This window comes from Mesorhizobium sp. USDA 4775, from assembly GCF_054062655.1.
The window spans coordinates 3,621,272-3,641,920 of sequence record NZ_JBSSFM010000001.1 but is presented as its reverse complement, the minus strand read 5'-3'; the positions used below and the strand labels follow the sequence as shown (position 1 = coordinate 3,641,920).

Below are 20,649 nucleotides of genomic sequence, written 5' to 3'. Positions count from 1 at the left end.
GTGCTTGGCCCATATCCCCGAATTCGCGTGTTGCACCAAGGCCGGGCAGCCTTTAGGTCTTGGCGGAATTGGCGCTCGCGCTGTTATCGCGGGCTTGGGAGGAACTCTTCTCAGAATGCGACCCGGGGCAACGATATCGGCCGCGCTGGCCTGGCTATTCCTGGCCGGCGCCGCCAGCGCTCAGACGCTGACGCTCGGCGTTGCTGCTCCGTTGTCGGGACCGTCGGCCATCCTCGGCAAGCAGATCGAGGCCGGTGCTGGGCTCGCGGCGCAAGCAAACGGCGTCGAACTCAAGACCGAGGATGATGCCTGCACCGCCGATGGCGGCGCTGCCGCGGCCAGGGCTTTTGCCGCGGCCAAGGTCAGTGTCGTGGTCGGCTTCCTTTGCACCGAAGCCATCGAGGCGGCGATGCCGATCCTCAAGGACGCCAATATCCCGGTCATCACCGTCGGCGTGCGCACCGAAAGCCTCACCGACCGCCGCGCCAAGACCGGCTGGACGGTCTATCGCCTGGGGCCGCGCGGCGACGATGAGCGCAACGCCGTCGCCTCCACCCTCACCCGCCTGTGGCAGAAGGAGCTGTTCGCCATCATCGATGACGGCACCATCTATGGGCGCGAGATGGCGGAAACATTTCGCGCGGCGGCCGAGCAAGCGGCGCTGAAGCCGGTGTTCGTCGACACGTTCCGGCCGCAGCTCGACAACCAGATAGGGATGATCGGGCGGCTGAAGAAGGCCGGCGCTACGCACGTCTTTGCCGGCGGCGACGGTGACGACATCGCCATTATGGGCCGCGACGCCGCGCAGCTGCAGGCCGGCATCGTCTTTGCCGGCGGCGAAAATCTGCGCACGCCGCCCGGAGACGTGCCCTATGCGACGGGTACGCTGATGATCGCGCCGCCCGAATGGGCCGATGTCGCCGACGCAAAGGTGCTGGAAAGTTTCTCCGCGCGAAAGATCGTGCCGGACGGCTACACGCTGCCGGCCTATGCGGCGGTGGAGATAGCCAAGGCGGCATCGGCCTTGTCCCCAGGCAAGCCGCTGACCGAGGCGCTGAGCGGGCATGATTTCACCACGGCGATCGGGCCGGTCCGCTTCGATGCCAAGGGCGACCTCAGCCATAGCCCCTACCGCGTCTTCCGCTTCGACGGCACGCGCTTCGTGCCTTTGGAAAGCAATTGATGTTCCGCACCGGTCCGCGCAATCTGATCACCGACGTTGCTGGCCTGCGCGTCGGCAATTCTTCCGACGCCCGGCTGAAATCCGGCGTGACGACTATCCTTTGCGACGAACCAGCGGTGGCCGGTGTCCAGATCCTGGGCGGCGCGCCAGGCACGCGCGAGACGGACCTGCTCGAACCGCACAATTCGATCGAGGCGATCCACGCCCTGGTGCTGTCCGGCGGTTCGGCTTTCGGCCTTGATGCCGCGTCTGGCGTGCAGGCGGCACTGCGCGAGCGCGGCATCGGCTTCGAGGTGGGCGGATTTCGCGTGCCGATCGTGCCGGCGGCGATCCTGTTCGACCTGCGCAACGGTGGGAACAAGGAGTGGGGTCGTTATCCCCCATATCGCGACCTCGGTTATGAGGCAGCGCAATCCGCCGCCACCGATTTCCAGTTGGGCACGGTCGGCGCCGGCACCGGTGCGCTGACCGCCGGGCTGAAGGGCGGCCTGGGCTCCGCTTCGACGCTGCTGGACACTGGCGTCACCATCGGTGCGCTGGCCGCCGTCAATCCGACCGGATCGGTGACCGTCGGGCGCACCCGTCATTTCTGGGCGGCGCCCTTCGAAATCAGCGACGAATACGGCGGGCTCGGCTATCCCGCGCCCATGCCGGACGATGCGAAGGCGATCTTGCTGAAATACCGCGACAGGCAGGCAGACAGGCAGATGGAATCCGGCGGCAACACCACGATCGCCGTCATCGCGACGGATGCGGTTCTCACCAAGGCCGCTGCGAAACGCCTGGCAATGTCGGCGCATGACGGCTTCGTGCGCGCCATCTGGCCGACGCACACGCCGGCCGACGGCGATCTTGTGTTCGCACTGGCGACGGGAACAAGCGGCATCCGGCTCGAGGCCGATGCGGCAATCGACCTTTATGCCGCAGCCGGCGCCACCATGGCGCGCGCCATCAGCCGCGGCGTGTTTGCCGCGACGCCGGCGGACAACGACCTGTTTCCCGTCTGGTCGTCGCGTTTGGGCTGAATCGATCGATCAGACCGGATCGGATTTTTCTTCCTCGAACGTCACCGCCACGTCGGAATTCGCCGACAGCCACACCTTCTTGCCATCGACTTCTGCAACCAGGGCCAGAGGAATGTAGTGGTGATGACCTTTGTGAGCGCCCTCGCCGCTGTCGGCCTTGGTCAGCTTGATGCGCTGGCCGTCGACCTTGTCGACAGTGCCGAGATGCACGCCATCGGCGCCCACGACTTCCATATGCTCACGAATTTTGCTGGTGTCGGTCATGGTTGGTTCTCCATTGGGACTGCCGACAATAACAAATGACAAGCCGATTGGATGCATCGGCTTCGTCCTGCACGACGTTTTGATTTCGTCGTGCTAGGGATTGCAACGATCACGGCTGCGGGAGTGAAAAAGATGCGAATGCTTTTCCTGTTTGCCATCTCCCTGGCAGTACAGCTTTCAGCGTCGATCGCCGTCCAGGCCGGCGATGTCGCCGAGCTTGAAATCCTTGGCTTCAGCAAGGATGGCGGCGTGTTCGCCTTCGAGGAATACGGCGTCCAGGACGGGTCGGGCTTCCCCTATGCCAACCGCTATTACATCGACACGAGCACCGACAGCTTTCTCAAGGGCACGCCGATCAGGGTCCGGCTCGACGACGAGAACGCCAAGCTCGACGCGGCGCGCCTCCAGGCCCGGCAAAAGGGCGAGGCCATTGTCAGCCAGGCCGAGTTGAGCGCCAACCGCGGCATCACCGCCGGCTTCAACCCGGTGACCGAGCTTTCGGCCGATCCGCACCGCATGGCGGTCAATCCGCGCCCTATCTTCTCTCCGGTCGACCAACCGCTCGAGTTTCGGCTGGACGAGATCGGCATGAACAACACCGAAGGCTGCGACAGTCAGGGCGAGATCAATGGCTTCCGGCTGCTGCGCATCGAAGCGCAGGATGGCGGCACCACCAAATTGCTGCATGAGGACAAGTCTATCCCCAAAAGCCGCGGCTGCCCGAACGGCTACCGCATCGGTGCGGTCCAGACATTCTCCATGGATAGCCTCAGCGCCTATGCGGTGCTGATCGCGGTGCGCCAATATGGCTTCGAGGGTCCGGACTTCCGCTGGATCGCCGTGACCGGCCGCCTGTGACACCCTACGCCGCCACACTCAACGTGAACTACGTCCGCCGCGCCTTGCCAGGGTGGCGCGCGACGCTTTTCGGCTCGTTCTTGTGGGCCGCAACCATGGGCACGAGCGCGCTCATCAACCTGTTGCTGGATAATTGGGTGACTCCGGAGAAAATCCGCACCGTGTCGCTGCTGTTTGCGGGCGGCGGCGCGCTGGCCTTTCCGGTCGGCCTGTTCGCGGCACGGCTGGTCTCGCTCGGAAGGGGCCGGGAGGTCGCCTTCGCGGCGGCAATGGTGTGCCTTGTCGCCGCGACGATCGGGCTGACCGCCGGGTTCTATGCCTTGCAATACCGGTCCTACTATGCCGAATGGCATGCACCGGTCTTCACCCTCACCTGGGGGTTTCAGCTCGCCTTCACGATGGCGGTGGCGTCCTACCAGTTCATGGTGCTGGGCATCAGGCTCTATTTTCCGCTTGGGTTCATCGCCTTGTTTGCCGCCAGCCTCTGGTTTGCACAGCAGCGGCGTTGAGCATTTTGTCTGTCTCTGTTAGGAGGCGGGCTAACCTTGAGCGGTTCAGCGCTTGGTAGAACCGCCGACCCGCTCTAACTCCTTCTTTTTCGCAATCCCTGTGGGAAAACCGCTGCACACTTTTCCTGGAATTGCTCTAGACACATCAGGACTGACCGATGATCCCTCGCTATTCCCGGCCGGAAATGGTCGCCATCTGGTCGCCCGAAACCCGGTTTCGCATCTGGTTCGAAATCGAGGCCCATGCCTGCGACGCGTTGGCCGAACTCGGCGTCATCCCGAAGGAAGCGGCAAAGACCATCTGGGAAAAGGGCGGTGCCGCGAAATTCGACGTCGAGAAGATCGACGAGATCGAACGCGTCACCAAGCATGACGTCATCGCCTTCCTCACACATCTTGCCGAGTTCGTCGGACCGGATGCGCGTTTCATCCACCAGGGCATGACGTCTTCGGATGTCCTGGACACCTGCTTTGCCGTCCAGCTTACCCGCGCCAGCGACATTCTGCTCGCCGACATTGACGGCCTGCTTGCCGCGCTCAAGCGCCGCGCCTTCGAACACAAGGACACCGTTACCATCGGCCGCAGCCACGGCATCCATGCCGAGCCGACAACCTTCGGCATCAAGCTGGCGCAGGCCTATGCCGAATTCTCGCGCTGCCGCGAGCGGCTGGTGCACGCACGCGAAGACATCGCCACCTGCGCCATATCAGGGGCAGTCGGCACCTTCGCCAACATCGAACCCTATGTCGAGGAGCATGTCGCGGCAAAGCTAGGGCTGAAGCCGGAGCCGGTATCGACGCAAGTGATCCCGCGCGACCGCCACGCCATGTTCTTTGCCACGCTCGGCGTCATCGCCTCGTCGATGGAGCGGCTGGCGACCGAGATCCGGCACCTGCAGCGCACCGAGGTGCTGGAAGCGGAAGAGTATTTTTCGCCGGGCCAGAAAGGCTCGTCGGCAATGCCGCACAAGCGCAATCCGGTGCTGACGGAAAACCTCACCGGCCTTGCCCGCATGGTGCGCTCCATGGCGCTGCCGGCGATGGAGGATGTGGCGCTCTGGCACGAGCGCGACATCTCGCACTCCTCTGTCGAGCGCATGATCGGGCCGGACGCCACGGTGACGCTGGATTTCGCGCTGTCACGCCTGACCGGCGTCGTCGACAAGCTGGTCGTCTATCCCGAGAACATGCTGAAGAACATGAACAAGTTCCGCGGCCTGGTGCATTCGCAGCGCGTCATGCTGGCGCTGACGCAGGCCGGCCTGTCGCGCGAGGACTCCTACCGGCTGGTGCAGCGCAACGCCATGAAGGTGTGGGAGCAAGGCGCTGATTTTCTTGAGGAACTTTTGGCCGACAAGGAAGTCACCGCCGCGCTCCCCGAGGCGGAAATTCGCGAGAAATTCGACCTGGGCTACCACACCAAGCACGTCGACACGATCTTCAGGCGGGTGTTTGGGGAGGCTTGAGAACCTAAACGCGCCAAAGAAAAAGGCCCGCCTTTCCGGCGGGCCTTTTCGTATCCGAACCTGCGAGGGACAAAGCCGATCACGCCTTTCCAGGAACGGTCCTGATCACCGTGCCCCAGGGATCCTCACGGGTCGTTTCGCCGGTCACATTGTCCGAACGCATCTCGACCCAGGCGAGGCCCGAGCGCGACGGGTCGCGACGGCCGGCGCCGGCGCTCTGCCAGGCATTGGCGCCGATGTGATGATGGTAATGGCCTGACGACAGGAACACTGCCTGACCGCCATATCTAGCCACCGTGTCGAAGCCGAATTCCTGGTTCCACCAGGCTTCCGCCTCTTCCGGCCTGCCGACACGCAGATGGACATGGCCGACAATGCTGTTTTCGGGCGCGCCTTGCCAACCTGCATCGCCGGCCGGCACTACGCCGACGACAGCCGGAATGTTGAGCCGTTCGGTCGCCATGGCGATCTTGTCGCCGTTCCATTTCCAGTCCTGCGGTCGACGGTCGGCATAGATCTCGATGCCGTTGCCTTCGGGGTCGGTCAGGTAGAGCGCTTCGCTGACCAGATGGTCGGACGCACCCTCGATGGCGATCTTGTCTGATATGGCGTGGTTGATCCAGCGGCCGAGATCGGCACGGCTGGGCAGCAGGAAGGCCGTGTGGAACAGGCCGGCGCTGCGCGGATCGTCCGGTTTGGCGGAAGCATCCGGCTCAAGGACCAGCAACGGACGGCTGCCGGCGCCGAGCGTGATCGCGCCATCGGCACGGCTCAATTCCTGCAGGCCGACAACCCTGCGGTAATAGGCGGCGAGGCTTTCGGCATCGCGCGCCTTCAGCCCGACGCGGGCAACGCTCACCGGCGTGGTGGCGGCAAATGGCAGTTCGCTCATCGTAATCTCCATTGCGGCAACGCTTGATGAAGCTCCCAATGCCAGGAGCCCGGCGCCGCCGATCATTGTACGTCGTGTCAGCGCCAAAATCCCGGTCCTCCACGGCTGTTTCTCTCCCAACGACAGATCGTCGATCGCGATCGTTCACACAAGACGGCGAAAAGCGAACATGGTGTTCACCATTACGAGCAGGAACGCGTCCATCAACGGTTGCATGAGGCAATCGCGCTCGCTATCTCAGCGCCATGAAAGTCAAAGATGCAGATATCCTGATCGTTCCGGGCTACACCAATTCCGGACCCGAGCATTGGCAAACCCGCTGGCAATCGAAACTGTCGACGGCGCGTCGCGTCGAGCAGGCAGAGTGGTCGAAGCCGGTGCGCGAGGACTGGACGGCGAGCGTGGCCAAAGCGGTCAACGAGGCTGAGAAGCCGGTGGTCATCGTCGCACATTCGTTAGGGGTGGCTGCGGCCGTGCAGGCCATCCCGCAATTCGTCAAACCGGTCGCCGGCGCCTTCTTCGTGGCGCCGCCCGATGTCGCCAACCCAGGGATCAAGCCGAAGCACCTGATGACCTTCGGCCCCTACCCGCGCGAGCCGCTGCCTTTTCCGTCGATCGTGATCGCCAGCCGCAACGACCCGTTCTGTGCCTTCGATGTCGCCGAGGACATAGCCGGCGCCTGGGGTTCGCTGTTCATCGATGCCGGCGAGACCGGCCATCTCAACCAGGATTCCGGCTTCGGCCCTTGGCCCGAAGGCTCGATGACCTTTGCCAAGTTCCTGACGGATCTGTGATTCAGACCCAAAGTCGACGCACAGAGTCCCCGAAGAAACCCCCGAGCTCCAATAAACAATAATTTAAGGTGGCTCGCGATACTTCTTATACGCGGCGAACTCTGTTCACCGCGTATATGCGATATTGCTCAATAACAATTCTTCACGCTCAAACGAAGGTAAGCGCTTGCGCAAGGACGCTTCACTCGAATTTTTGAGGGGTGCTGCAGCGCTGGTCGTTTTGAATGGGCATATTTTGCGTGCTTTCGCCCCGTCGGCGGCGGGCGGAGACGGAGACAACGCCGCGCAATCCCTCAAGACAAGTCTGGCTTTCATCGCCTTCAATGGCGGCTCTGCCGTCTACCTGTTTTTCGTCCTCTCTTCCTATGTGCTTGTGAAGCGCTATTTCCAGTCCCGCGAAGCGCAAGATCTGCTGCTGGGTGCGATTAAGCGTTTGCCTCGTCTGGCGGGACCAGTGCTTGTCACGGTTCTGGCATCCTGTTTCATCTTCAAGCTCGATCTGTATTTCTTCAAGGATGCGGCTGCGGTCACCCAATCCGAGTGGCTGAGCAGATTCGGCAATGCTTCAAGGGTGCTCTCGCCGGAGACAGCGAGTTTCGCCGACGCGTTCCAGCAAGGGGCCTGGCGGACGTTTATCTACGGCGACAAATATTATGACAGCAGCCTGTGGACCATGACGGTCGAGTTCTGGGGGAGCATGTTGACTTTCGCCCTCGCCCCCATCGTCTTTTTCCTCCTGGGCCGCTGGACGCTGCTTTCCTGGTTCTGCATAGCAACAGGCGTGTTCCTGGCGCTGCAAGTCAGCTTCTTCTTTTGTGCCTTTCCGGCCAGCCTCATGCTCTATCCGCTTCTCGCCATGGGTTTGCGCCCGAATCGCTGGGTAAGAGGCGCCATGGTGATCGTTTCCCTTGCGCTGCTGGGCTATGCGGGGAGTGCTGTCGGCATATACCGGCCCTTTGCGCTGCTTGAGACCGCGGTTTCTGATGATGTCGGCCTGAGGCAAGCCTGCGTGGCCATCCCGGCAAGCATCATGTTGGTCTACGCTATGCTAAGTGTGGACGAGCCTCCAGCATGGCTCTCGAGCAAGGCGGCACGTTTCCTGGGCGACCTGTCTTTCCCGCTCTACCTCGTGCATCTCCCCGTTATCTGCTCACTGGCATCATGGGTTCTGTTGGTCAGCGGTTCCACCGCACTTGGTGCCGCCGCCGCCATGCTGGGTTCGATCCTCGCGGCGTTGCCGCTCGTGATCTTCAACAACTGGTGGGTCCAGGTGCTCGGCGCCCTGTTCAACAGGTTCAGGCGCGGCGGCCCTATCGCCGCGGCGCCTGCTGCAGCGAGCGCCTGACCGCCCGGCGCCGCGACGGCGGCTCCTCCGGTTCGGGTTCAGGCTCCGATCGAATCCTTGATATCTTTCAACAGTGTCTTTGCCCCCAATGAAATCAACGCATGCTCGGACCCGGTGGCGAGCAGGCGATAGCCCATCGAGACGACACGGCCGGCAATTGCTGGTTCGACGACGTAGATCGCGGCATGTTTTCCGGCCTTGCGGGTCCGCTCGGCCACCGAGGCCACCGTCTCCATCATGCTCTCCAGCGTCGAACTGACCGTCGCGCCATTGGTCCAGGCAATCGAGAAATCCGACGGCCCGAGGAAGATGCCGTCAATGCCGGGCGTGTCGAGAATGCCGTCGAGCGCGTCGAGCGCGGCGCGCGTCTCGACCATGGCAAAGGCCATGGTGCGCTGATTGGTGTCGCGCAGCCATTCGGCATAGTCGCCCTTGCCGTGGCGCGGAAAGGCGTAGGTGGGCCCCCACGAGCGCTCGCCGAGCGGTGGATATTTCATTGCCGCGGCGAACAGTCTTGCATCAGCCACCGAATTCACCATCGGCGCGATCACCGCCTCGGCGCCGAAATCGAGCGCGCGGCTTGCCATGTCGAAACGGCCGACGGGGATGCGCACCAGCGCCGGCTTGTTTGCGGCAAGCACGGGCATAAGACCGCGCAGCACGCTGTCCTCGTGATGACCGCCATGCTGCATGTCGAGCGTGATGGCATCGAAGCCCTGTTTGGCGAGGATCTCGACGGTCAGGGCGTCCGGCACTCCGGACCAGGCGGTGACCAGCGTTTCATCGGCGGCAAGGCGGGACTTCAGGGACATCTAATCTCTTTCCTCGTTAATGTCGGCAGTTTCAGCCGGAAACCACGGCGAAGGCAAAGAAAAACCGCCCGGCTTGGCCGGGCGGTCGATTGGTCCAGTCAGTCCTTTGCCACAGGTTCCGTCGCAAAACCGGGACATTTTTGCGAAACCTGCGTCTTCCCGGATCAGGTGTTCTTGATCTGCTCGATCGCCTGCGCCATCAGTTCGTCCATGGTGCGGCGGATCTGATGGTCAGACTGCTCGACACCAGCGGCGTCGAAATCCTTGCGGATCTTGCGGAACACGTCGTGATCGCCGGCTTCCTCGATGTCGGAAACAACGACTTCCTTGGCATAAGCATCGGCGTCGGCACCCGACTTTCCGAGCTTTTCGGCGGCCCACAGGCCGAGCGCCTTGTTGCGGCGCGCCGACGCCTTGAAACGAAGCTCTTCGTCGAATGCAAATTTGCGCTCGAAGCCTTCTTCGCGATCTTTCATGCTGCTCATGGCGTCCCTCCGGGTCAAATCCGATTCGTTGGCAAGAGATATGTGTGTTGCCAAAGCACAAACCAAAAGGTCGCGAGCCGGTCAATACGCTTCGTCATATGCTGCGCTGCGGCATTTCAGTCCCGAAAGCGGTTGATTGGACGGATTTGCCGATTGAGCAAACGGTGTGATTGGGATAGACCCGGCATTGAACCCAACCGTCGCCGCACTAATATAGGCAGACGGACAGGAACTGGTCGCTTGCCGCCTGCCCGCAAATCCAGAGAAAAAATCAGATGAAAAATCGCCGCCGCATTTATGAAGGCAAGGCCAAGATCCTCTATGAGGGCCCGGAGCCGGGTACGCTCATCCAGTTCTTCAAGGATGATGCGACCGCTTTCAACAAGAAGAAACACGAGGTCGTCGACGGCAAGGGCGTGCTCAACAACCGCATTTCCGAGCACATCTTCAACCACTTGAACCGCATGGGCATCCCGACCCACTTCATCCGCAGGCTCAACATGCGCGAGCAGCTGATCAAGGAAGTCGAGATCATTCCGCTCGAAGTGGTGGTGCGAAACGTCGCCGCCGGCTCGCTGTCCAAGCGCCTCGGCATCGAGGAAGGCACCGTCCTGCCGCGCTCGATCATCGAATTCTACTACAAGGCCGACGCGCTCGACGATCCGATGGTGTCGGAAGAGCACATCACCGCCTTCGGCTGGGCAAGTCCGCAGGAAATCGACGACGTGATGGCGCTCGCCATCCGCGTCAACGATTTCCTCTCCGGCCTGTTCATGGGCGTCGGCATCCAGCTCGTCGACTTCAAGATCGAATGCGGCCGCCTGTTCGAGGGCGACATGATGCGCATCGTCGTCGCCGACGAGATTTCGCCGGACTCTTGCCGCCTGTGGGACGTGGCGACGCAAGACAAGCTCGACAAGGACCGTTTCCGCCGCGACATGGGGGGCCTCGTCGAGGCCTACCAGGAAGTCGCCCGCCGCCTCGGCATCATGAACGAGAACGAGCCGCCGCGCCCGACCGGCCCGGTGCTTGTCGCTTCGACCGACGTCGTCAAAGGCAAGCCGCACTGATAGCGGCTTGCGATCCGATACTTAGAACAGGAGCATGTCCAGAGTGATCAAGGCCCGCATTACCGTCACCCTCAAGAACGGCGTCCTCGACCCGCAAGGCAAGGCGATCGAACACGCACTGTCCGGTCTGGGCTTCGGCGGCGTCGGCGCGGTGCGGCAGGGCAAGGTGTTCGACGTCGAACTGGCGGAAAGCGACAAGGCCAAGGCCGAGGCCGATCTGAAAGCCATGTGCGACAAGCTGCTGGCGAATACGGTGATCGAGAACTATAGTGTGGCCATAACCTGAGGTTGTGCCGGAGCCACTATGCCGGAAGTTACGAATGAGCTGATGTTCGAGCTTCTGAAGTGCGTTCATCACGAGATTGCTGAGCTTCGTCAGGATGTTTCTGAAACGAAACGGGAATTGAATGTGATGCGGGGTCACATGGTGGCGACGCAAAGCGATATCCACAACATCTACGGAATTCTCGCCCGTCAGGATGATCGGCTCGAACGTATTGACCGCCGTCTCGACCTGCGCGAACTTGCCGAAGCTCAAAGGCCTTTTGAACCAAAATGAAATCAGCCGTCGTCCTCCTGCCTGGCCTCAATCGCGACCGCGACATGATCGCGGCACTGACCAAGATTTCAGGAAAACCGCCGGTTACCGTCTGGCAGACCGACACTGAAATCCCTGACGTCGACCTGATCGCCATCCCAGGCGGCTTCTCCTTCGGCGACTATCTGCGCTGCGGCGCGATCGCAGCGCGCATGCCGGTCATGCGGGCCGTCGCCGAAAAGGCCGCCAAGGGCGTCGCAGTCGTCGGCGTCTGCAACGGCTTTCAGATCCTGGTCGAGGCCGGCCTGCTGCCGGGGGCGCTCATGCGCAACACCTCGCTGAAATTCGTCTGCCGGCAGGTCAAGCTCGAGGTCACCAACGCCAACACCATGTTCACCCGCCGTTACCAGCCGGGCCAGATCATCCGCTCGCCGGTGGCGCATCATGACGGCAATTACTTCGCCGATGCCGAAACCCTTGCCCGCCTCGAAGGCGAAGGCCAGGTGGTGTTCCGCTATGCCGAGGGCACCAATCCCAATGGCTCGATCAACGACATTGCCGGCATCATCAGCGAACAAGGCAATGTGCTCGGCCTGATGCCGCATCCGGAAAACCTGATCGAGGCCGCCCATGGCGGCAGCGACGGCCGGGCGCTGTTCGAAGGCGCGCTCGGTATCGCCGCTTGACGATCTCAGCCGCGAATGCGGCAAGCTTTACACGGACATCGAGTCCATTGCTCTGGGGAGAGAGACGGTCATGAAACTCTATTCGCGGCCGTTGTCGCCCTATTCGTCGATCGTGCGGGCTCTGGCCTATATCAAGGACGTGCCCCTCAAGATCATCGCGCCGCCGCCGGGTTTTCCAATCCCCGAAGCGTTTCGCGCCATTTCGCCGATGAACCGGATTCCGGTGCTGATCACCGGCTCGGGTGAAACCATCGTCGAATCGGTTGTCATCGCCGAATATCTCGAGGAACGGTTTCCGGAACCGGCGCTGCTGCCGCCCGATTCCAAGGACCGCGCGCTGGTACGCATGTTCGCCCGCATCACAGATCTCGACGTACTGACGCCGATGATGAAGCTATTCGAGCTGCATTTCGTGCCGAAGCGCAACAATGCCGAGATCGACGCCCAATTCGCCCGCCTGCATCACGGGCTGGCGGCGATCGAGGCACGCATGGCGCAGGGCCCCTTCGCGCTGGGCAACGACATCAGCTTTGCCGACGCCTGGCTGACGCCGACCCGTTTCATCTTCAACAATTTCCGCGCCATGACCGGTCGCCACGACCTGCTCGACGCCTATCCCAAATTCGATGCCTATCAGCAGATCGCCTCGCAGCATCCGGCCTTGTCGCGGGTCTGGGGCGAGATGACCGACGGCCTGAAGATCTCTCTGACCGAACTCGAGATGGGTGCCGCTTGATCAAGAGCAAGACGATCGTTCTCGTCGCAGCCGCAGGCTTTGCCCTGGCGTCATGCCAATCGACCCCGAAGAGCACGCCGGCGCCCTCAGGCAAAAGTGCGGCACTGCTGGCCATGGAACAAGTGGCAATCGCGGCCCACAAATGCTGGATCGCCAGCAAGGACCCGGCCTTCAAGCAATATCAGATGGCCAATGAACTGAACTCGTTCAGCGGCACGCCGCGTTTCCTTTTGGTGCCGGCCAAGCATTATGGCGGCAAGCCGTTGCTGGTTGTGCAAGCGCAAGGCAATTCGAGCCGCGTCGACGTGTTCGGACCGCTGATGAACGACCCGCTCGGCGCACGCATCGGCTCGGACATTGCCCGCTGGCAGACGGGCAATCCGGCCTGCGCCGCCACCGCCTGAGCATGGGCCGCTTCCTGCAGGTGACGGGTCTGGCCATTGGTCTGGTCGGCCTCGTCCTGCAGTTCTGCATCAGCATCCCAGCGTCGATGGAAGCCGGCCGCAGCCTGCTCGGCTCGATCGTCTTCCTGTTCAGCTTCTTCACCATCCTGACCAACATTGGCGCTGTGCTGGTGTACACATCCCTGCTGTCATCCACCGGCTATGCCTGGCTGCCGGCTTTCGCCGGGCCGCGGATGCGTGCGGGTGTTGCGGTTTCGATCACCGTCGTCTTCATCGTCTATGCCACGGTTCTGGCACGGCTCTGGCAGCCGCAAGGCCTGTTCCTGCTCTGTGATGTGCTGCTGCACTATGTGACGCCAGTCCTGTTCGTGCTGTGGTGGCTGGTAGCAGGGGCCGACGGCAGAACGAGATGGAGCGACATTTCCTGGTGGATGCTCTACCCCATCGCCTATCTTGCCTATGCGCTGGTACGGGCACCGATCGCGGGTGAAGTGCCCTACCCTTTCCTCGATGTCGCCAAGAACGGCGCCGCCAGCGTAGCCATTGCGGCATTGGCCATCACCGCGCTGTTCCTGGTGATCTCTATCATTGCCGCTTTTATCGATCGCGGCATCGGCCATCGCGAGGCCAAAAGGGTCCGTTGAGATTGGCCTCTATTCCCAAAAGCGCCTGATGCCCTCACGATGGGCATCACAGCGAGAGATGCCGATATCCTTGAGCTGATCGTCGGTCATCTCCAGCAAAGCCAGCCGGCCGCGCCGGCGCTCCAGCAAATGGCCGATCCATCGTGCCAGCGAGCTGACCAGACGCACCAGACGGCCGACAAAGCCTCGCTGGCCGGCCGGACGCAGCGCCTCGCCTGGAACCGCGGCTCTGGAATGGCGGATTGTCGCGATTGTATCCATTTTCTTTCTGCCAAGACTCTCAATTGCACCCATTTTGGTGCGCGATTGATATGTATTGACTCATATTTCGGTGCAATATAGAAAATTGTCACCATGACAAATTGGCTTCCAGATCTGACCGGCGGCGCCGGACCGCTCTACCAACGCCTTGCGGACTCCGTTGAAGCGGGCATCGACCAGGGCGTGATCGGCGCTGGGACAAAACTGCCACCGCAGCGCGACCTCGCCTATGACATCGGCACCACGGTTGGCACGGTCGGCCGAGCCTACCAATTGCTGCGTGAGCGCGGGCTGGTGAGCGGCGAAGTCGGGCGTGGAACCTATGTGCTTGGCCGGCGCGCCGACGGCGTGAAACCGGAGACACCCGACGTCAGCGTGGAAGGCACGCGCTATGTCGATGCGCCCCAGGACAAGCTGCGTTTCGACAGCACGGCGGCGCCCGATGTCGGCCAGGGCGCTATCGTCGCCGAAGTCCTGTCGCGCACCGCGCAGGATCATCCCCATGAAATCTCGAGCTATACGCGCGATTTTCCTGCCCGCTGGTACGAAGCCGGCGCCCGCTGGCTGTCGAGAAACACCTTCCGCCCGGCCGCCGACAGCATCGTTCCGACGCTTGGTACCCATGCCGCGGTGATGGCGGCGATCGCCGCACTCACCACGCCGGGCGACTATGTCGCCTTCGAACACCTCACCTATTCGCAGATCTCGCGTAGCGCCGGACTGATCGGCCGGCGAACGGCGTTGGTGGCGTCGGATGACGAAGGCCTCGACCCGGCCGATTTCGAGCGCGTCTGCGCGCAAAAGCACCCGAGGATGATCTTCCTGATGCCGACGGCGCAGAATCCGACCCTGACGACACTGTCCGCCGGGCGCCGCGAGGCGATCGCGCGTGTCGCGCGCGAATACAACGTCATCCTGATCGAGGATGATCTTTACGGCCACCTGACCGACGATCCGACACCGTTGCTCGCTGAATATGCCCCGGAGAGAACGATCGTCGCCGGCGGCCTGTCGAAATCGGTGGCGGCCGGAATCCGCGGCGGCTGGCTCTCCTGTCCTCCCGCCTATCGCCACCGGATCCGCATCGCCCACAAGATGATCACTGGCGGCATGCCCTTCCTGCTGGCGGAGGTGAACACAAGGCTGGTGCTTTCCGGTCAGGCCGGCGATATCCGCAAGCGCAGCATCGCCGAAATCAGCGCCCGCATCGCGATCGTGCGCGAGACCTTGGCCGGCTTCGCGTTCAAGTCACACGACAAGGTGCCCTTTGTCTGGCTGACTTTGCCCGACCCATGGCTTTCCGGCACCTTCAAGAATGCCTGTCTCGAACATGGCGTGCTGATAGACGACGAGGACGAGTTCAAGGCCGGCCGCTCCGAACAGGTCTTTCATGGCGTCCGCTTCGGTACTTCGCAGCCGAAACAGCGGGGCGATGTCGCCGACGGCGTCGCCGTCATCCGCCGTCTCCTCGACGAAGGCCGCGCCGGCTACGACAGCTTCTCCTGAACCTCGAGCGCCTTGGGCGCCTGGGAATACCACCCATTCGGACTGCCCTGTGGCTTTGTCGAGTTTTCGTGCGTTTTTCGCTCGTCGACGGGTGTATCGGCTGCAAAGCTTGCGATAAGAGGGGACTCAAAATCCCCGCTCCATGGACATAAATCACCGCCCATGACCATTTCCAATTCCGTGCCGATCACCCCAGAGCTCATTGCCGCGCATGGGCTGAAGCCCGACGAATATCAGCGCATCCTGGACCTCGTCGGACGCGAGCCGAGCTTTACCGAGCTCGGCATCTTCTCGGCAATGTGGAACGAGCACTGCTCCTATAAATCCTCCAAGAAGTGGCTGCGCACGCTGCCCACGACAGGACCGCAGGTCATCCAGGGGCCGGGCGAGAATGCCGGCGTGGTCGACATTGGGGACGGCGACTGCGTCGTCTTCAAGATGGAGAGCCACAACCACCCCTCCTTCATCGAGCCCTATCAAGGCGCGGCGACCGGCGTCGGCGGCATTTTGCGCGACGTCTTCACCATGGGCGCACGACCGATCGCGGCGATGAACGCGCTGCGCTTCGGCGCGCCTGACCACCCCAAGACCAGGCATCTCGTCGCCGGCGTGGTTTCGGGCGTCGGCGGCTACGGTAATTCCTTCGGCGTGCCGACAGTCGGCGGCGAGGTCAATTTCGACGCCCGCTACAACGGCAACATCCTGGTCAACGCTTTTGCCGCGGGCCTCGCCAAGACCAATGCCATCTTCCTGTCGGAAGCCAAGGGCGTCGGGCTGCCGGTCGTCTATCTCGGCGCCAAGACCGGCCGCGATGGCGTCGGCGGCGCCACCATGGCGTCGGCCGAGTTCGACGACAAGATCGACGAGAAGCGCCCGACCGTGCAGGTCGGCGACCCCTTCACCGAAAAGTGCCTGCTCGAGGCCTGCCTCGAGCTGATGGCCTCGGGCGCCGTCATCGCCATCCAGGACATGGGTGCGGCCGGCCTCACCTGTTCGGCGGTCGAGATGGGCGCCAAGGGCGACCTCGGCATCGAGCTCGATCTCGACAAGGTGCCGGTGCGCGAGGAGCGCATGAGCGCCTACGAGATGATGCTGTCGGAAAGCCAGGAGCGCATGCTGATGGTGCTGCGCCCCGAGAAGGAAAAGGAAGCCGAGGCGATCTTCCACAAATGGGGCCTCGACTTCGCCATTGTCGGCAAGACCACCGACGATCTGCGCTTCCGCGTGCTGCACCAGGGCAACCAGGTCGCCGATCTGCCGATCAAGGATCTCGGCGACAAGGCGCCGGAATATGACCGCCCCTGGATCGAGCCGAAGAAGCCGGCGCCGCTCGCCGCCAACGACATTCCGCAGGCCGATGTTGCCGATGCGCTGCTGAAGCTGCTCGGCGGACCGGACCTGTCGTCGCGCCGCTGGGTCTGGGAGCAGTACGACACGCTGATCCAGGGCAATTCGCTGCAGCTTCCCGGTGGCGATGCCGGCGTGGTGCGGGTGGAAGGCCATGAGACCAAGGCGCTCGCCTTCTCGTCGGACGTGACGCCGCGCTATTGCGAAGCCGATCCCTATGAAGGCGGCAAGCAGGCCGTGGCCGAGTGCTGGCGCAACCTGACAGCCACCGGCGCACTGCCGCTGGCGGCGACCGACAACCTCAATTTCGGCAATCCGGAAAGGCCCGAAATCATGGGCCAGCTGGTCGGCGCGGTGAAAGGCATCGGCGACGCCTGCCGCGCGCTCGGCTTCCCGATCGTGTCGGGCAATGTCTCGCTCTACAACGAGACCAACGGCCAGGGCATCCTGCCGACACCGACCATCGGCGGAGTCGGGCTGATCGCTGACTGGTCGAAGATGGTGCGCATCGGCTTTGCGGCTGAGGGCCAGATGATCCTGCTGGTCGGCGCGCCAGCCTCCTGGGGCACGCATCTTGGTCAGTCCGTCTATTTCAGAGACATCCATGGCCGCACCGACGGTCCGCCGCCGCCGGTCGACCTCGCGCATGAGAAGCGCGTCGGCGACCATGTGCGCACGCTGATCGCCTCCGGCATCGTCACTGCGGCGCATGACGTTTCCGATGGCGGCATCGCCGTGGCGCTGGCCGAAATGGCGATGGCGTCGGGCATCGGCGCGACTGTTCCCGGCCTTGTCGGCACCGATCCGATCCCCGTGTGGTTCGGCGAGGATCAGGGCCGCTATCTGCTGACGCTGTCGATCGACCCGCATGGCGAGGAATGGGACGCCATCCGCAAACAGCAGGGCGAACTCGGCATCTTCGCGCCGTGGATCGGCTCGACCGGAGGCGATGCGCTGAAGCTCGGCGATGCCAGGGCAATCCCGGTCAGCGATTTGAAGGCTGCCCATGAAGGCTGGTTCCCGCGCTTCATGGACCAGGCCAGTTGAGCACACTGGCTGCCCGGGCGCTGCTTGCAGTCGTTTTCTGGCCGTCGCTGTTCTTCTTCTGGTTCCTCGGGCCGTTCGTCTTTTTCCTGTTGTCGACAACCTCGAGCGAGGTTTGCCCGCGGCTGGAAACGCGCGCCGAGTTCCTTGACGCGGCCAACGGCACGCTGCCTATGCTGGTGCTGCAGAACCTCATCTATGCGGTTCCGATCGTCTGTCTGGTGTTCTGGAACCGGCTTCTGCCGGACCCGGCACGAACAAACCGGATCGTCACCTGCATCAAGCTTTTCGCCGTCGCGGCCGTTCTGGGCGCCTTGTGGGAATATGGCTCGTCGTTTGTCTGCGACGGCTATGGCCAACCGTTCTTCTCGCCCGTCTGGCAGATCACCGGCTACCTGCCGATCGCCAATCTTGCGGTCAACATCCCCCTCTATATCCTGGTTTTCAGTCTTGGCCGCACCTTCTCGATGCGCGAAGACGACCCAGCGGCCGATGCGGTCGATCCGGAGGAGAATGCGTCCTAGGCGACAATCGCGCCGGCGGCGGATGGAACGGCTTCAATCGCGGCCGGAAAGGCTTTAGGTTTACCCCGACTCTCATCGCAAGGGCGGCCACATTGCCGCCCGCCCGAAATAGGAATTCTGCAATGGCAATGGATGCCCACGACATCGAAAAACTGATCAAGGACGGCATTCCGGACGCCAAGGTGACGATCCGCGACCTCGCCGGCGACGGCGACCACTATGCGGCTGAAGTCGTCGCCGAGAGCTTTCGGGGAAAAAGCCGCGTCCAGCAGCACCAGATGGTCTATGATGCGCTGAAGGGCAATATGGGCGGCGTGCTGCACGCACTTGCGCTGCAGACCAGCGTTCCCGACTGAGGCCGTTCCGGCCAACACCCGCTTGGCCCAAACCCGCCCATCCTTTGCGCCATTTCGGCCATGGCGCGGCTAATGTCTTGTTTCGGGCAACCTATGGGTTTATTTGAAAGACATGCTTCGAGCCTGACTCCCACAGGCGTGAAAGGATATTCCATGAGCGGTATGAACGACTACATCGACAATGAAGTGAAGGGCAACGACGTCGTGCTTTTCATGAAGGGCACGCCCGGTTTTCCGCAGTGCGGTTTTTCCGGACAGGTCGTCCAGATCCTCGACTATATAGGCGCCGACTACAAAGGCGTGAATGTCCTGGATTCGGCTGAACTGCGCCAGGGCATCAAGGACTATTCCAACTGGCCGACGATCCCCCAGCTCTACGTCAAGGGCGAATTCGTCGGCGGCTGCGATATTGTCCGCGAGATGTTCCAGGCCGGCGAGTTGCAGACCTTCCTGGTCGAAAAGGGCGTCAGCGTCAAAGGCGCCGCCTGATTTTGGGCATGTCGTAACGACTGCATTGAACACCGGGGCAGCCCCACCTCGGCAATCTTTATGTCCCGGTATCGGGACCAAGACGAGCCAATGCGCCGGCCCGCCGGCGCGTTTTCGTTTGAGAGATCGGACTTGCCGTGGACCAGCAATCAACAGCGCCGCAATCGGCAAGCAAACTGCCTATTCCGCGCTGGGAGTTCATTGCGCTGTGCGCGGCGCTGATGGCGCTGAATTCGCTGGCCATCGACATCATGCTGCCGGCGCTGCAGCAGATCGGCGCCTCGCTCGGCGTCGAGAATGAAAACCACCGGCAATATGTGGTCACCGCCTACATTCTGGGTTTTGGTGGCGGCCAGTTGTTCTTCGGGCCGATCTCCGACCGGTTCGGCCGCCGCTCGCCGCTCGTCGCCGGGCTGATCATCTATGTGGCGGCAGCCGCCGCCGCCGCCATCGCGCCAAGCTTTGAAACGCTGTTGATGTGCCGCGCCGTGCAAGGCATCGGCGCGGCGGCCACGCGCGTCATCGCGGTCTCGATCGTGCGCGATACGTTCGAAGGCCGGCGCATGGCGGAGGTGATGTCGCTGATCTTCATGGTGTTCATGGCCATACCGGTCATTGCGCCGGGCATCGGCCAGTTCATCATGCTGTTCGCGACCTGGCACTATATCTTCGTCACCATGGCCGTCGGCGCGCTGATCGTGTCGGCATGGTCGCTGCTGCGCCTGCCTGAAACGCTGCGGCCCGAATATCGCCGGCAACTGACGGTTTCCTCCGTCCTCGGCGGATTCCGCATCGTGCTCACCAACCGCATCGCGCTCTGCTACGCCTTTGCCAGCACTTTCATCTTCGCCGCCATGTTCGGCTTCATCGCCTCGGCGCAGCAGATCTATGTCGGCATCTTCAACGTCGGCGAGATGTTCCCGGTCATCTTCGCCGGGGTCGCCGGCGTGCTCGCCTTCTCCAATTTCCTGAACTCGCGGCTTGTCGGCCGCATCGGCATGCGCCGGCTGTCGCAGAGCGCGCTGCTTTTGTTTCTGGTCATCAGCCTGGCCTGGCTGGTGGTTTCGCTGGAAATCAAGATGCCGCTCTGGCTGTTCATCACCTTCTTTGCCAGCGCCATGCTTCCCTTCGGTGCGCTTGGCGCCAATTTCAACGCATTGGCGATGGAGCCGCTCGGCCAACTGGCCGGCACGGCATCGTCCATACTGGGTTTCATGCAGACGTTTCTCGGCGGCATTCTCGGCACGCTGATCGGCCAGGCTTTCAACGGCACGGTGACGCCGCTTGCCGCCGGATTCTGCAGCGTCTCGGTCGCGGCGCTGCTGATGATCCTCATCGCTGAGCGCGGCAAGATGTTCCAGCCGCACAATCCACCCATTTCAGGGCATGTCACCGACCTGCATTAGACCAC

The 20,649-nt window shown here is 62.5% G+C and carries 25 protein-coding genes; 20 read left to right on the top strand and 5 right to left on the bottom strand.

Annotation, left to right across the window (positions count from 1 at the left end; genetic code table 11):
- The first annotated feature begins 115 nt into the window (after nt 1-115).
- Nucleotides 116-1,183: a branched-chain amino acid ABC transporter substrate-binding protein gene (locus ACVILI_RS17720; protein ID WP_019857799.1), complete on the top strand. Its 1,068-nt coding sequence runs from the start codon at nt 116-118 to the stop codon at nt 1,181-1,183.
- Nucleotides 1,183-2,208, top strand: coding sequence for a P1 family peptidase (locus ACVILI_RS17715; RefSeq protein ID WP_038646444.1), 1,026 nt, complete (start codon nt 1,183-1,185; stop codon nt 2,206-2,208). The genes ACVILI_RS17720 and ACVILI_RS17715 overlap by 1 nt, the downstream gene beginning before the upstream one ends.
- Before the next feature lie 9 nt (nt 2,209-2,217).
- On the opposite strand, the gene ACVILI_RS17710 is transcribed toward ACVILI_RS17715, so the two are convergent.
- Nucleotides 2,218-2,472, bottom strand: a complete 255-nt coding sequence (locus tag ACVILI_RS17710; protein ID WP_010909112.1) for a DUF2171 domain-containing protein — start codon at nt 2,470-2,472, stop codon at nt 2,218-2,220.
- A gap of 132 nt (nt 2,473-2,604) precedes the next feature.
- On the opposite strand from ACVILI_RS17710, the gene ACVILI_RS17705 reads away from it, so the two are divergent.
- The 3 genes from ACVILI_RS17705 to purB all read left to right on the top strand — a co-directional run bounded on the left by ACVILI_RS17705 (nt 2,605) and on the right by purB (nt 5,305).
- Entirely contained in the window at nt 2,605-3,330 is a 726-nt protein-coding gene (locus ACVILI_RS17705) for a DUF2259 domain-containing protein (RefSeq protein ID WP_038646442.1), read from the top strand.
- Nucleotides 3,327-3,839: a hypothetical protein gene (locus ACVILI_RS17700; protein ID WP_038646439.1), complete on the top strand. Its 513-nt coding sequence runs from the start codon at nt 3,327-3,329 to the stop codon at nt 3,837-3,839. The genes ACVILI_RS17705 and ACVILI_RS17700 overlap by 4 nt, the downstream gene beginning before the upstream one ends.
- Nucleotides 3,840-3,997: 158 nt before the next feature.
- On the top strand, nt 3,998-5,305 hold the full coding sequence (purB, locus tag ACVILI_RS17695) for an adenylosuccinate lyase (RefSeq protein WP_038646437.1): 1,308 nt from the start codon (nt 3,998-4,000) through the stop codon (nt 5,303-5,305).
- A 79-nt stretch (nt 5,306-5,384) separates the two neighbouring features.
- Here purB and ACVILI_RS17690 read toward each other — a convergent pair whose 3' ends face one another.
- Nucleotides 5,385-6,197 carry a VOC family protein gene (locus tag ACVILI_RS17690; protein WP_038652573.1) on the bottom strand — a complete coding sequence of 271 codons (813 nt, stop codon included), beginning with the start codon at nt 6,195-6,197 and terminating at the stop codon, nt 5,385-5,387.
- 245 nt (nt 6,198-6,442) lie between these two features.
- On the opposite strand from ACVILI_RS17690, the gene ACVILI_RS17685 reads away from it, so the two are divergent.
- Together ACVILI_RS17685 and ACVILI_RS17680 are read left to right on the top strand one after the other, a co-directional pair.
- Nucleotides 6,443-6,991 carry an RBBP9/YdeN family alpha/beta hydrolase gene (locus ACVILI_RS17685; RefSeq protein ID WP_064982760.1) on the top strand — a complete coding sequence of 183 codons (549 nt, stop codon included), beginning with the start codon at nt 6,443-6,445 and terminating at the stop codon, nt 6,989-6,991.
- A gap of 166 nt (nt 6,992-7,157) precedes the next feature.
- Nucleotides 7,158-8,336 carry an acyltransferase family protein gene (locus ACVILI_RS17680; RefSeq protein WP_038646433.1) on the top strand — a complete coding sequence of 393 codons (1,179 nt, stop codon included), beginning with the start codon at nt 7,158-7,160 and terminating at the stop codon, nt 8,334-8,336.
- Between the two features lie 38 nt (nt 8,337-8,374).
- On the opposite strand, the gene ACVILI_RS17675 is transcribed toward ACVILI_RS17680, so the two are convergent.
- Complete coding sequence (locus tag ACVILI_RS17675) at nt 8,375-9,148, bottom strand: HpcH/HpaI aldolase family protein (protein ID WP_038646430.1); 774 nt, start codon at nt 9,146-9,148, stop codon at nt 8,375-8,377.
- A 164-nt stretch (nt 9,149-9,312) separates the two neighbouring features.
- Nucleotides 9,313-9,633 (bottom strand): DUF1476 domain-containing protein, encoded by a 321-nt coding sequence (locus tag ACVILI_RS17670; protein WP_010909104.1) that lies wholly within the window; start codon nt 9,631-9,633, stop codon nt 9,313-9,315.
- A 275-nt stretch (nt 9,634-9,908) separates the two neighbouring features.
- Between ACVILI_RS17670 and purC the strand changes: the two genes are divergently transcribed.
- The 7 genes from purC to ACVILI_RS17635 all read left to right on the top strand — a co-directional run bounded on the left by purC (nt 9,909) and on the right by ACVILI_RS17635 (nt 13,711).
- A complete protein-coding gene (gene purC / locus ACVILI_RS17665; RefSeq protein ID WP_010909103.1) occupies nt 9,909-10,703 on the top strand; it encodes a phosphoribosylaminoimidazolesuccinocarboxamide synthase in 795 nt (264 codons plus the stop codon).
- A 43-nt stretch (nt 10,704-10,746) separates the two neighbouring features.
- On the top strand, nt 10,747-10,989 hold the full coding sequence (gene purS / locus ACVILI_RS17660) for a phosphoribosylformylglycinamidine synthase subunit PurS (protein ID WP_023759521.1): 243 nt from the start codon (nt 10,747-10,749) through the stop codon (nt 10,987-10,989).
- Between the two features lie 18 nt (nt 10,990-11,007).
- A complete protein-coding gene (locus ACVILI_RS17655) occupies nt 11,008-11,262 on the top strand; it encodes a hypothetical protein (RefSeq protein ID WP_038646196.1) in 255 nt (84 codons plus the stop codon).
- A complete protein-coding gene (gene purQ / locus ACVILI_RS17650; protein WP_019857788.1) occupies nt 11,259-11,927 on the top strand; it encodes a phosphoribosylformylglycinamidine synthase subunit PurQ in 669 nt (222 codons plus the stop codon). The genes ACVILI_RS17655 and purQ overlap by 4 nt, the downstream gene beginning before the upstream one ends.
- A gap of 70 nt (nt 11,928-11,997) precedes the next feature.
- Nucleotides 11,998-12,663, top strand: coding sequence for a glutathione S-transferase family protein (locus ACVILI_RS17645; protein WP_027046772.1), 666 nt, complete (start codon nt 11,998-12,000; stop codon nt 12,661-12,663).
- The gene (locus tag ACVILI_RS17640; RefSeq protein WP_019857786.1) at nt 12,660-13,067 is read left to right on the top strand and encodes a hypothetical protein; all 408 of its coding nucleotides are present in this window, start codon (nt 12,660-12,662) and stop codon (nt 13,065-13,067) included. The genes ACVILI_RS17645 and ACVILI_RS17640 overlap by 4 nt, the downstream gene beginning before the upstream one ends.
- A gap of 2 nt (nt 13,068-13,069) precedes the next feature.
- Nucleotides 13,070-13,711 carry a Pr6Pr family membrane protein gene (locus tag ACVILI_RS17635; protein WP_019857785.1) on the top strand — a complete coding sequence of 214 codons (642 nt, stop codon included), beginning with the start codon at nt 13,070-13,072 and terminating at the stop codon, nt 13,709-13,711.
- A gap of 9 nt (nt 13,712-13,720) precedes the next feature.
- Here ACVILI_RS17635 and ACVILI_RS17630 read toward each other — a convergent pair whose 3' ends face one another.
- The gene (locus ACVILI_RS17630; RefSeq protein ID WP_038646199.1) at nt 13,721-13,972 is read right to left on the bottom strand and encodes a DUF1127 domain-containing protein; all 252 of its coding nucleotides are present in this window, start codon (nt 13,970-13,972) and stop codon (nt 13,721-13,723) included.
- Nucleotides 13,973-14,065: 93 nt separating this feature from the next.
- Here ACVILI_RS17630 and ACVILI_RS17625 point away from each other — a divergent pair, with 93 nt between their 5' ends.
- The 6 genes from ACVILI_RS17625 (at nt 14,066) to ACVILI_RS17600 (ending at nt 20,644) form a co-directional block, all read left to right on the top strand.
- Nucleotides 14,066-15,478 carry an aminotransferase-like domain-containing protein gene (locus ACVILI_RS17625; protein WP_240564668.1) on the top strand — a complete coding sequence of 471 codons (1,413 nt, stop codon included), beginning with the start codon at nt 14,066-14,068 and terminating at the stop codon, nt 15,476-15,478.
- A gap of 162 nt (nt 15,479-15,640) precedes the next feature.
- Entirely contained in the window at nt 15,641-17,872 is a 2,232-nt protein-coding gene (gene purL, locus ACVILI_RS17620; protein WP_019857782.1) for a phosphoribosylformylglycinamidine synthase subunit PurL, read from the top strand.
- Nucleotides 17,869-18,393 carry a hypothetical protein gene (locus tag ACVILI_RS17615; RefSeq protein ID WP_038646425.1) on the top strand — a complete coding sequence of 175 codons (525 nt, stop codon included), beginning with the start codon at nt 17,869-17,871 and terminating at the stop codon, nt 18,391-18,393. Before purL ends, ACVILI_RS17615 begins: the two co-directional genes overlap by 4 nt.
- A 122-nt stretch (nt 18,394-18,515) precedes the next feature.
- On the top strand, nt 18,516-18,749 hold the full coding sequence (locus ACVILI_RS17610; RefSeq protein ID WP_010909092.1) for a BolA/IbaG family iron-sulfur metabolism protein: 234 nt from the start codon (nt 18,516-18,518) through the stop codon (nt 18,747-18,749).
- Between the two features lie 153 nt (nt 18,750-18,902).
- The gene (grxD, locus tag ACVILI_RS17605) at nt 18,903-19,238 is read left to right on the top strand and encodes a Grx4 family monothiol glutaredoxin (RefSeq protein ID WP_038646422.1); all 336 of its coding nucleotides are present in this window, start codon (nt 18,903-18,905) and stop codon (nt 19,236-19,238) included.
- 137 nt (nt 19,239-19,375) lie between these two features.
- Nucleotides 19,376-20,644: a multidrug effflux MFS transporter gene (locus ACVILI_RS17600; protein WP_019857778.1), complete on the top strand. Its 1,269-nt coding sequence runs from the start codon at nt 19,376-19,378 to the stop codon at nt 20,642-20,644.
- Nucleotides 20,645-20,649 lie beyond the last annotated feature (5 nt).

What these genes read in the sequence shown, in the direction of transcription:
- ACVILI_RS17720 (WP_019857799.1), top strand. Translation starts at nt 116, where the DNA reads ATGCGACCCGGGGCAACGATATCGGCCGCGCTGGCCTGGCTATTCCTG.
- ACVILI_RS17715 (WP_038646444.1), top strand. Translation starts at nt 1,183, where the DNA reads ATGTTCCGCACCGGTCCGCGCAATCTGATCACCGACGTTGCTGGCCTG.
- ACVILI_RS17710 (WP_010909112.1), bottom strand. Translation starts at nt 2,472, where the DNA reads ATGACCGACACCAGCAAAATTCGTGAGCATATGGAAGTCGTGGGCGCC.
- ACVILI_RS17705 (WP_038646442.1), top strand. Translation starts at nt 2,605, where the DNA reads ATGCGAATGCTTTTCCTGTTTGCCATCTCCCTGGCAGTACAGCTTTCA.
- purB (WP_038646437.1), top strand. Translation starts at nt 3,998, where the DNA reads ATGATCCCTCGCTATTCCCGGCCGGAAATGGTCGCCATCTGGTCGCCC.
- ACVILI_RS17690 (WP_038652573.1), bottom strand. Translation starts at nt 6,197, where the DNA reads ATGAGCGAACTGCCATTTGCCGCCACCACGCCGGTGAGCGTTGCCCGC.
- ACVILI_RS17685 (WP_064982760.1), top strand. Translation starts at nt 6,443, where the DNA reads ATGAAAGTCAAAGATGCAGATATCCTGATCGTTCCGGGCTACACCAAT.
- ACVILI_RS17675 (WP_038646430.1), bottom strand. Translation starts at nt 9,148, where the DNA reads ATGTCCCTGAAGTCCCGCCTTGCCGCCGATGAAACGCTGGTCACCGCC.
- ACVILI_RS17670 (WP_010909104.1), bottom strand. Translation starts at nt 9,633, where the DNA reads ATGAGCAGCATGAAAGATCGCGAAGAAGGCTTCGAGCGCAAATTTGCA.
- purC (WP_010909103.1), top strand. Translation starts at nt 9,909, where the DNA reads ATGAAAAATCGCCGCCGCATTTATGAAGGCAAGGCCAAGATCCTCTAT.
- ACVILI_RS17655 (WP_038646196.1), top strand. Translation starts at nt 11,008, where the DNA reads ATGCCGGAAGTTACGAATGAGCTGATGTTCGAGCTTCTGAAGTGCGTT.
- purQ (WP_019857788.1), top strand. Translation starts at nt 11,259, where the DNA reads ATGAAATCAGCCGTCGTCCTCCTGCCTGGCCTCAATCGCGACCGCGAC.
- ACVILI_RS17645 (WP_027046772.1), top strand. Translation starts at nt 11,998, where the DNA reads ATGAAACTCTATTCGCGGCCGTTGTCGCCCTATTCGTCGATCGTGCGG.
- ACVILI_RS17635 (WP_019857785.1), top strand. Translation starts at nt 13,070, where the DNA reads ATGGGCCGCTTCCTGCAGGTGACGGGTCTGGCCATTGGTCTGGTCGGC.
- ACVILI_RS17630 (WP_038646199.1), bottom strand. Translation starts at nt 13,972, where the DNA reads ATGGATACAATCGCGACAATCCGCCATTCCAGAGCCGCGGTTCCAGGC.
- ACVILI_RS17625 (WP_240564668.1), top strand. Translation starts at nt 14,066, where the DNA reads ATGACAAATTGGCTTCCAGATCTGACCGGCGGCGCCGGACCGCTCTAC.
- purL (WP_019857782.1), top strand. Translation starts at nt 15,641, where the DNA reads ATGACCATTTCCAATTCCGTGCCGATCACCCCAGAGCTCATTGCCGCG.
- ACVILI_RS17610 (WP_010909092.1), top strand. Translation starts at nt 18,516, where the DNA reads ATGGCAATGGATGCCCACGACATCGAAAAACTGATCAAGGACGGCATT.
- grxD (WP_038646422.1), top strand. Translation starts at nt 18,903, where the DNA reads ATGAGCGGTATGAACGACTACATCGACAATGAAGTGAAGGGCAACGAC.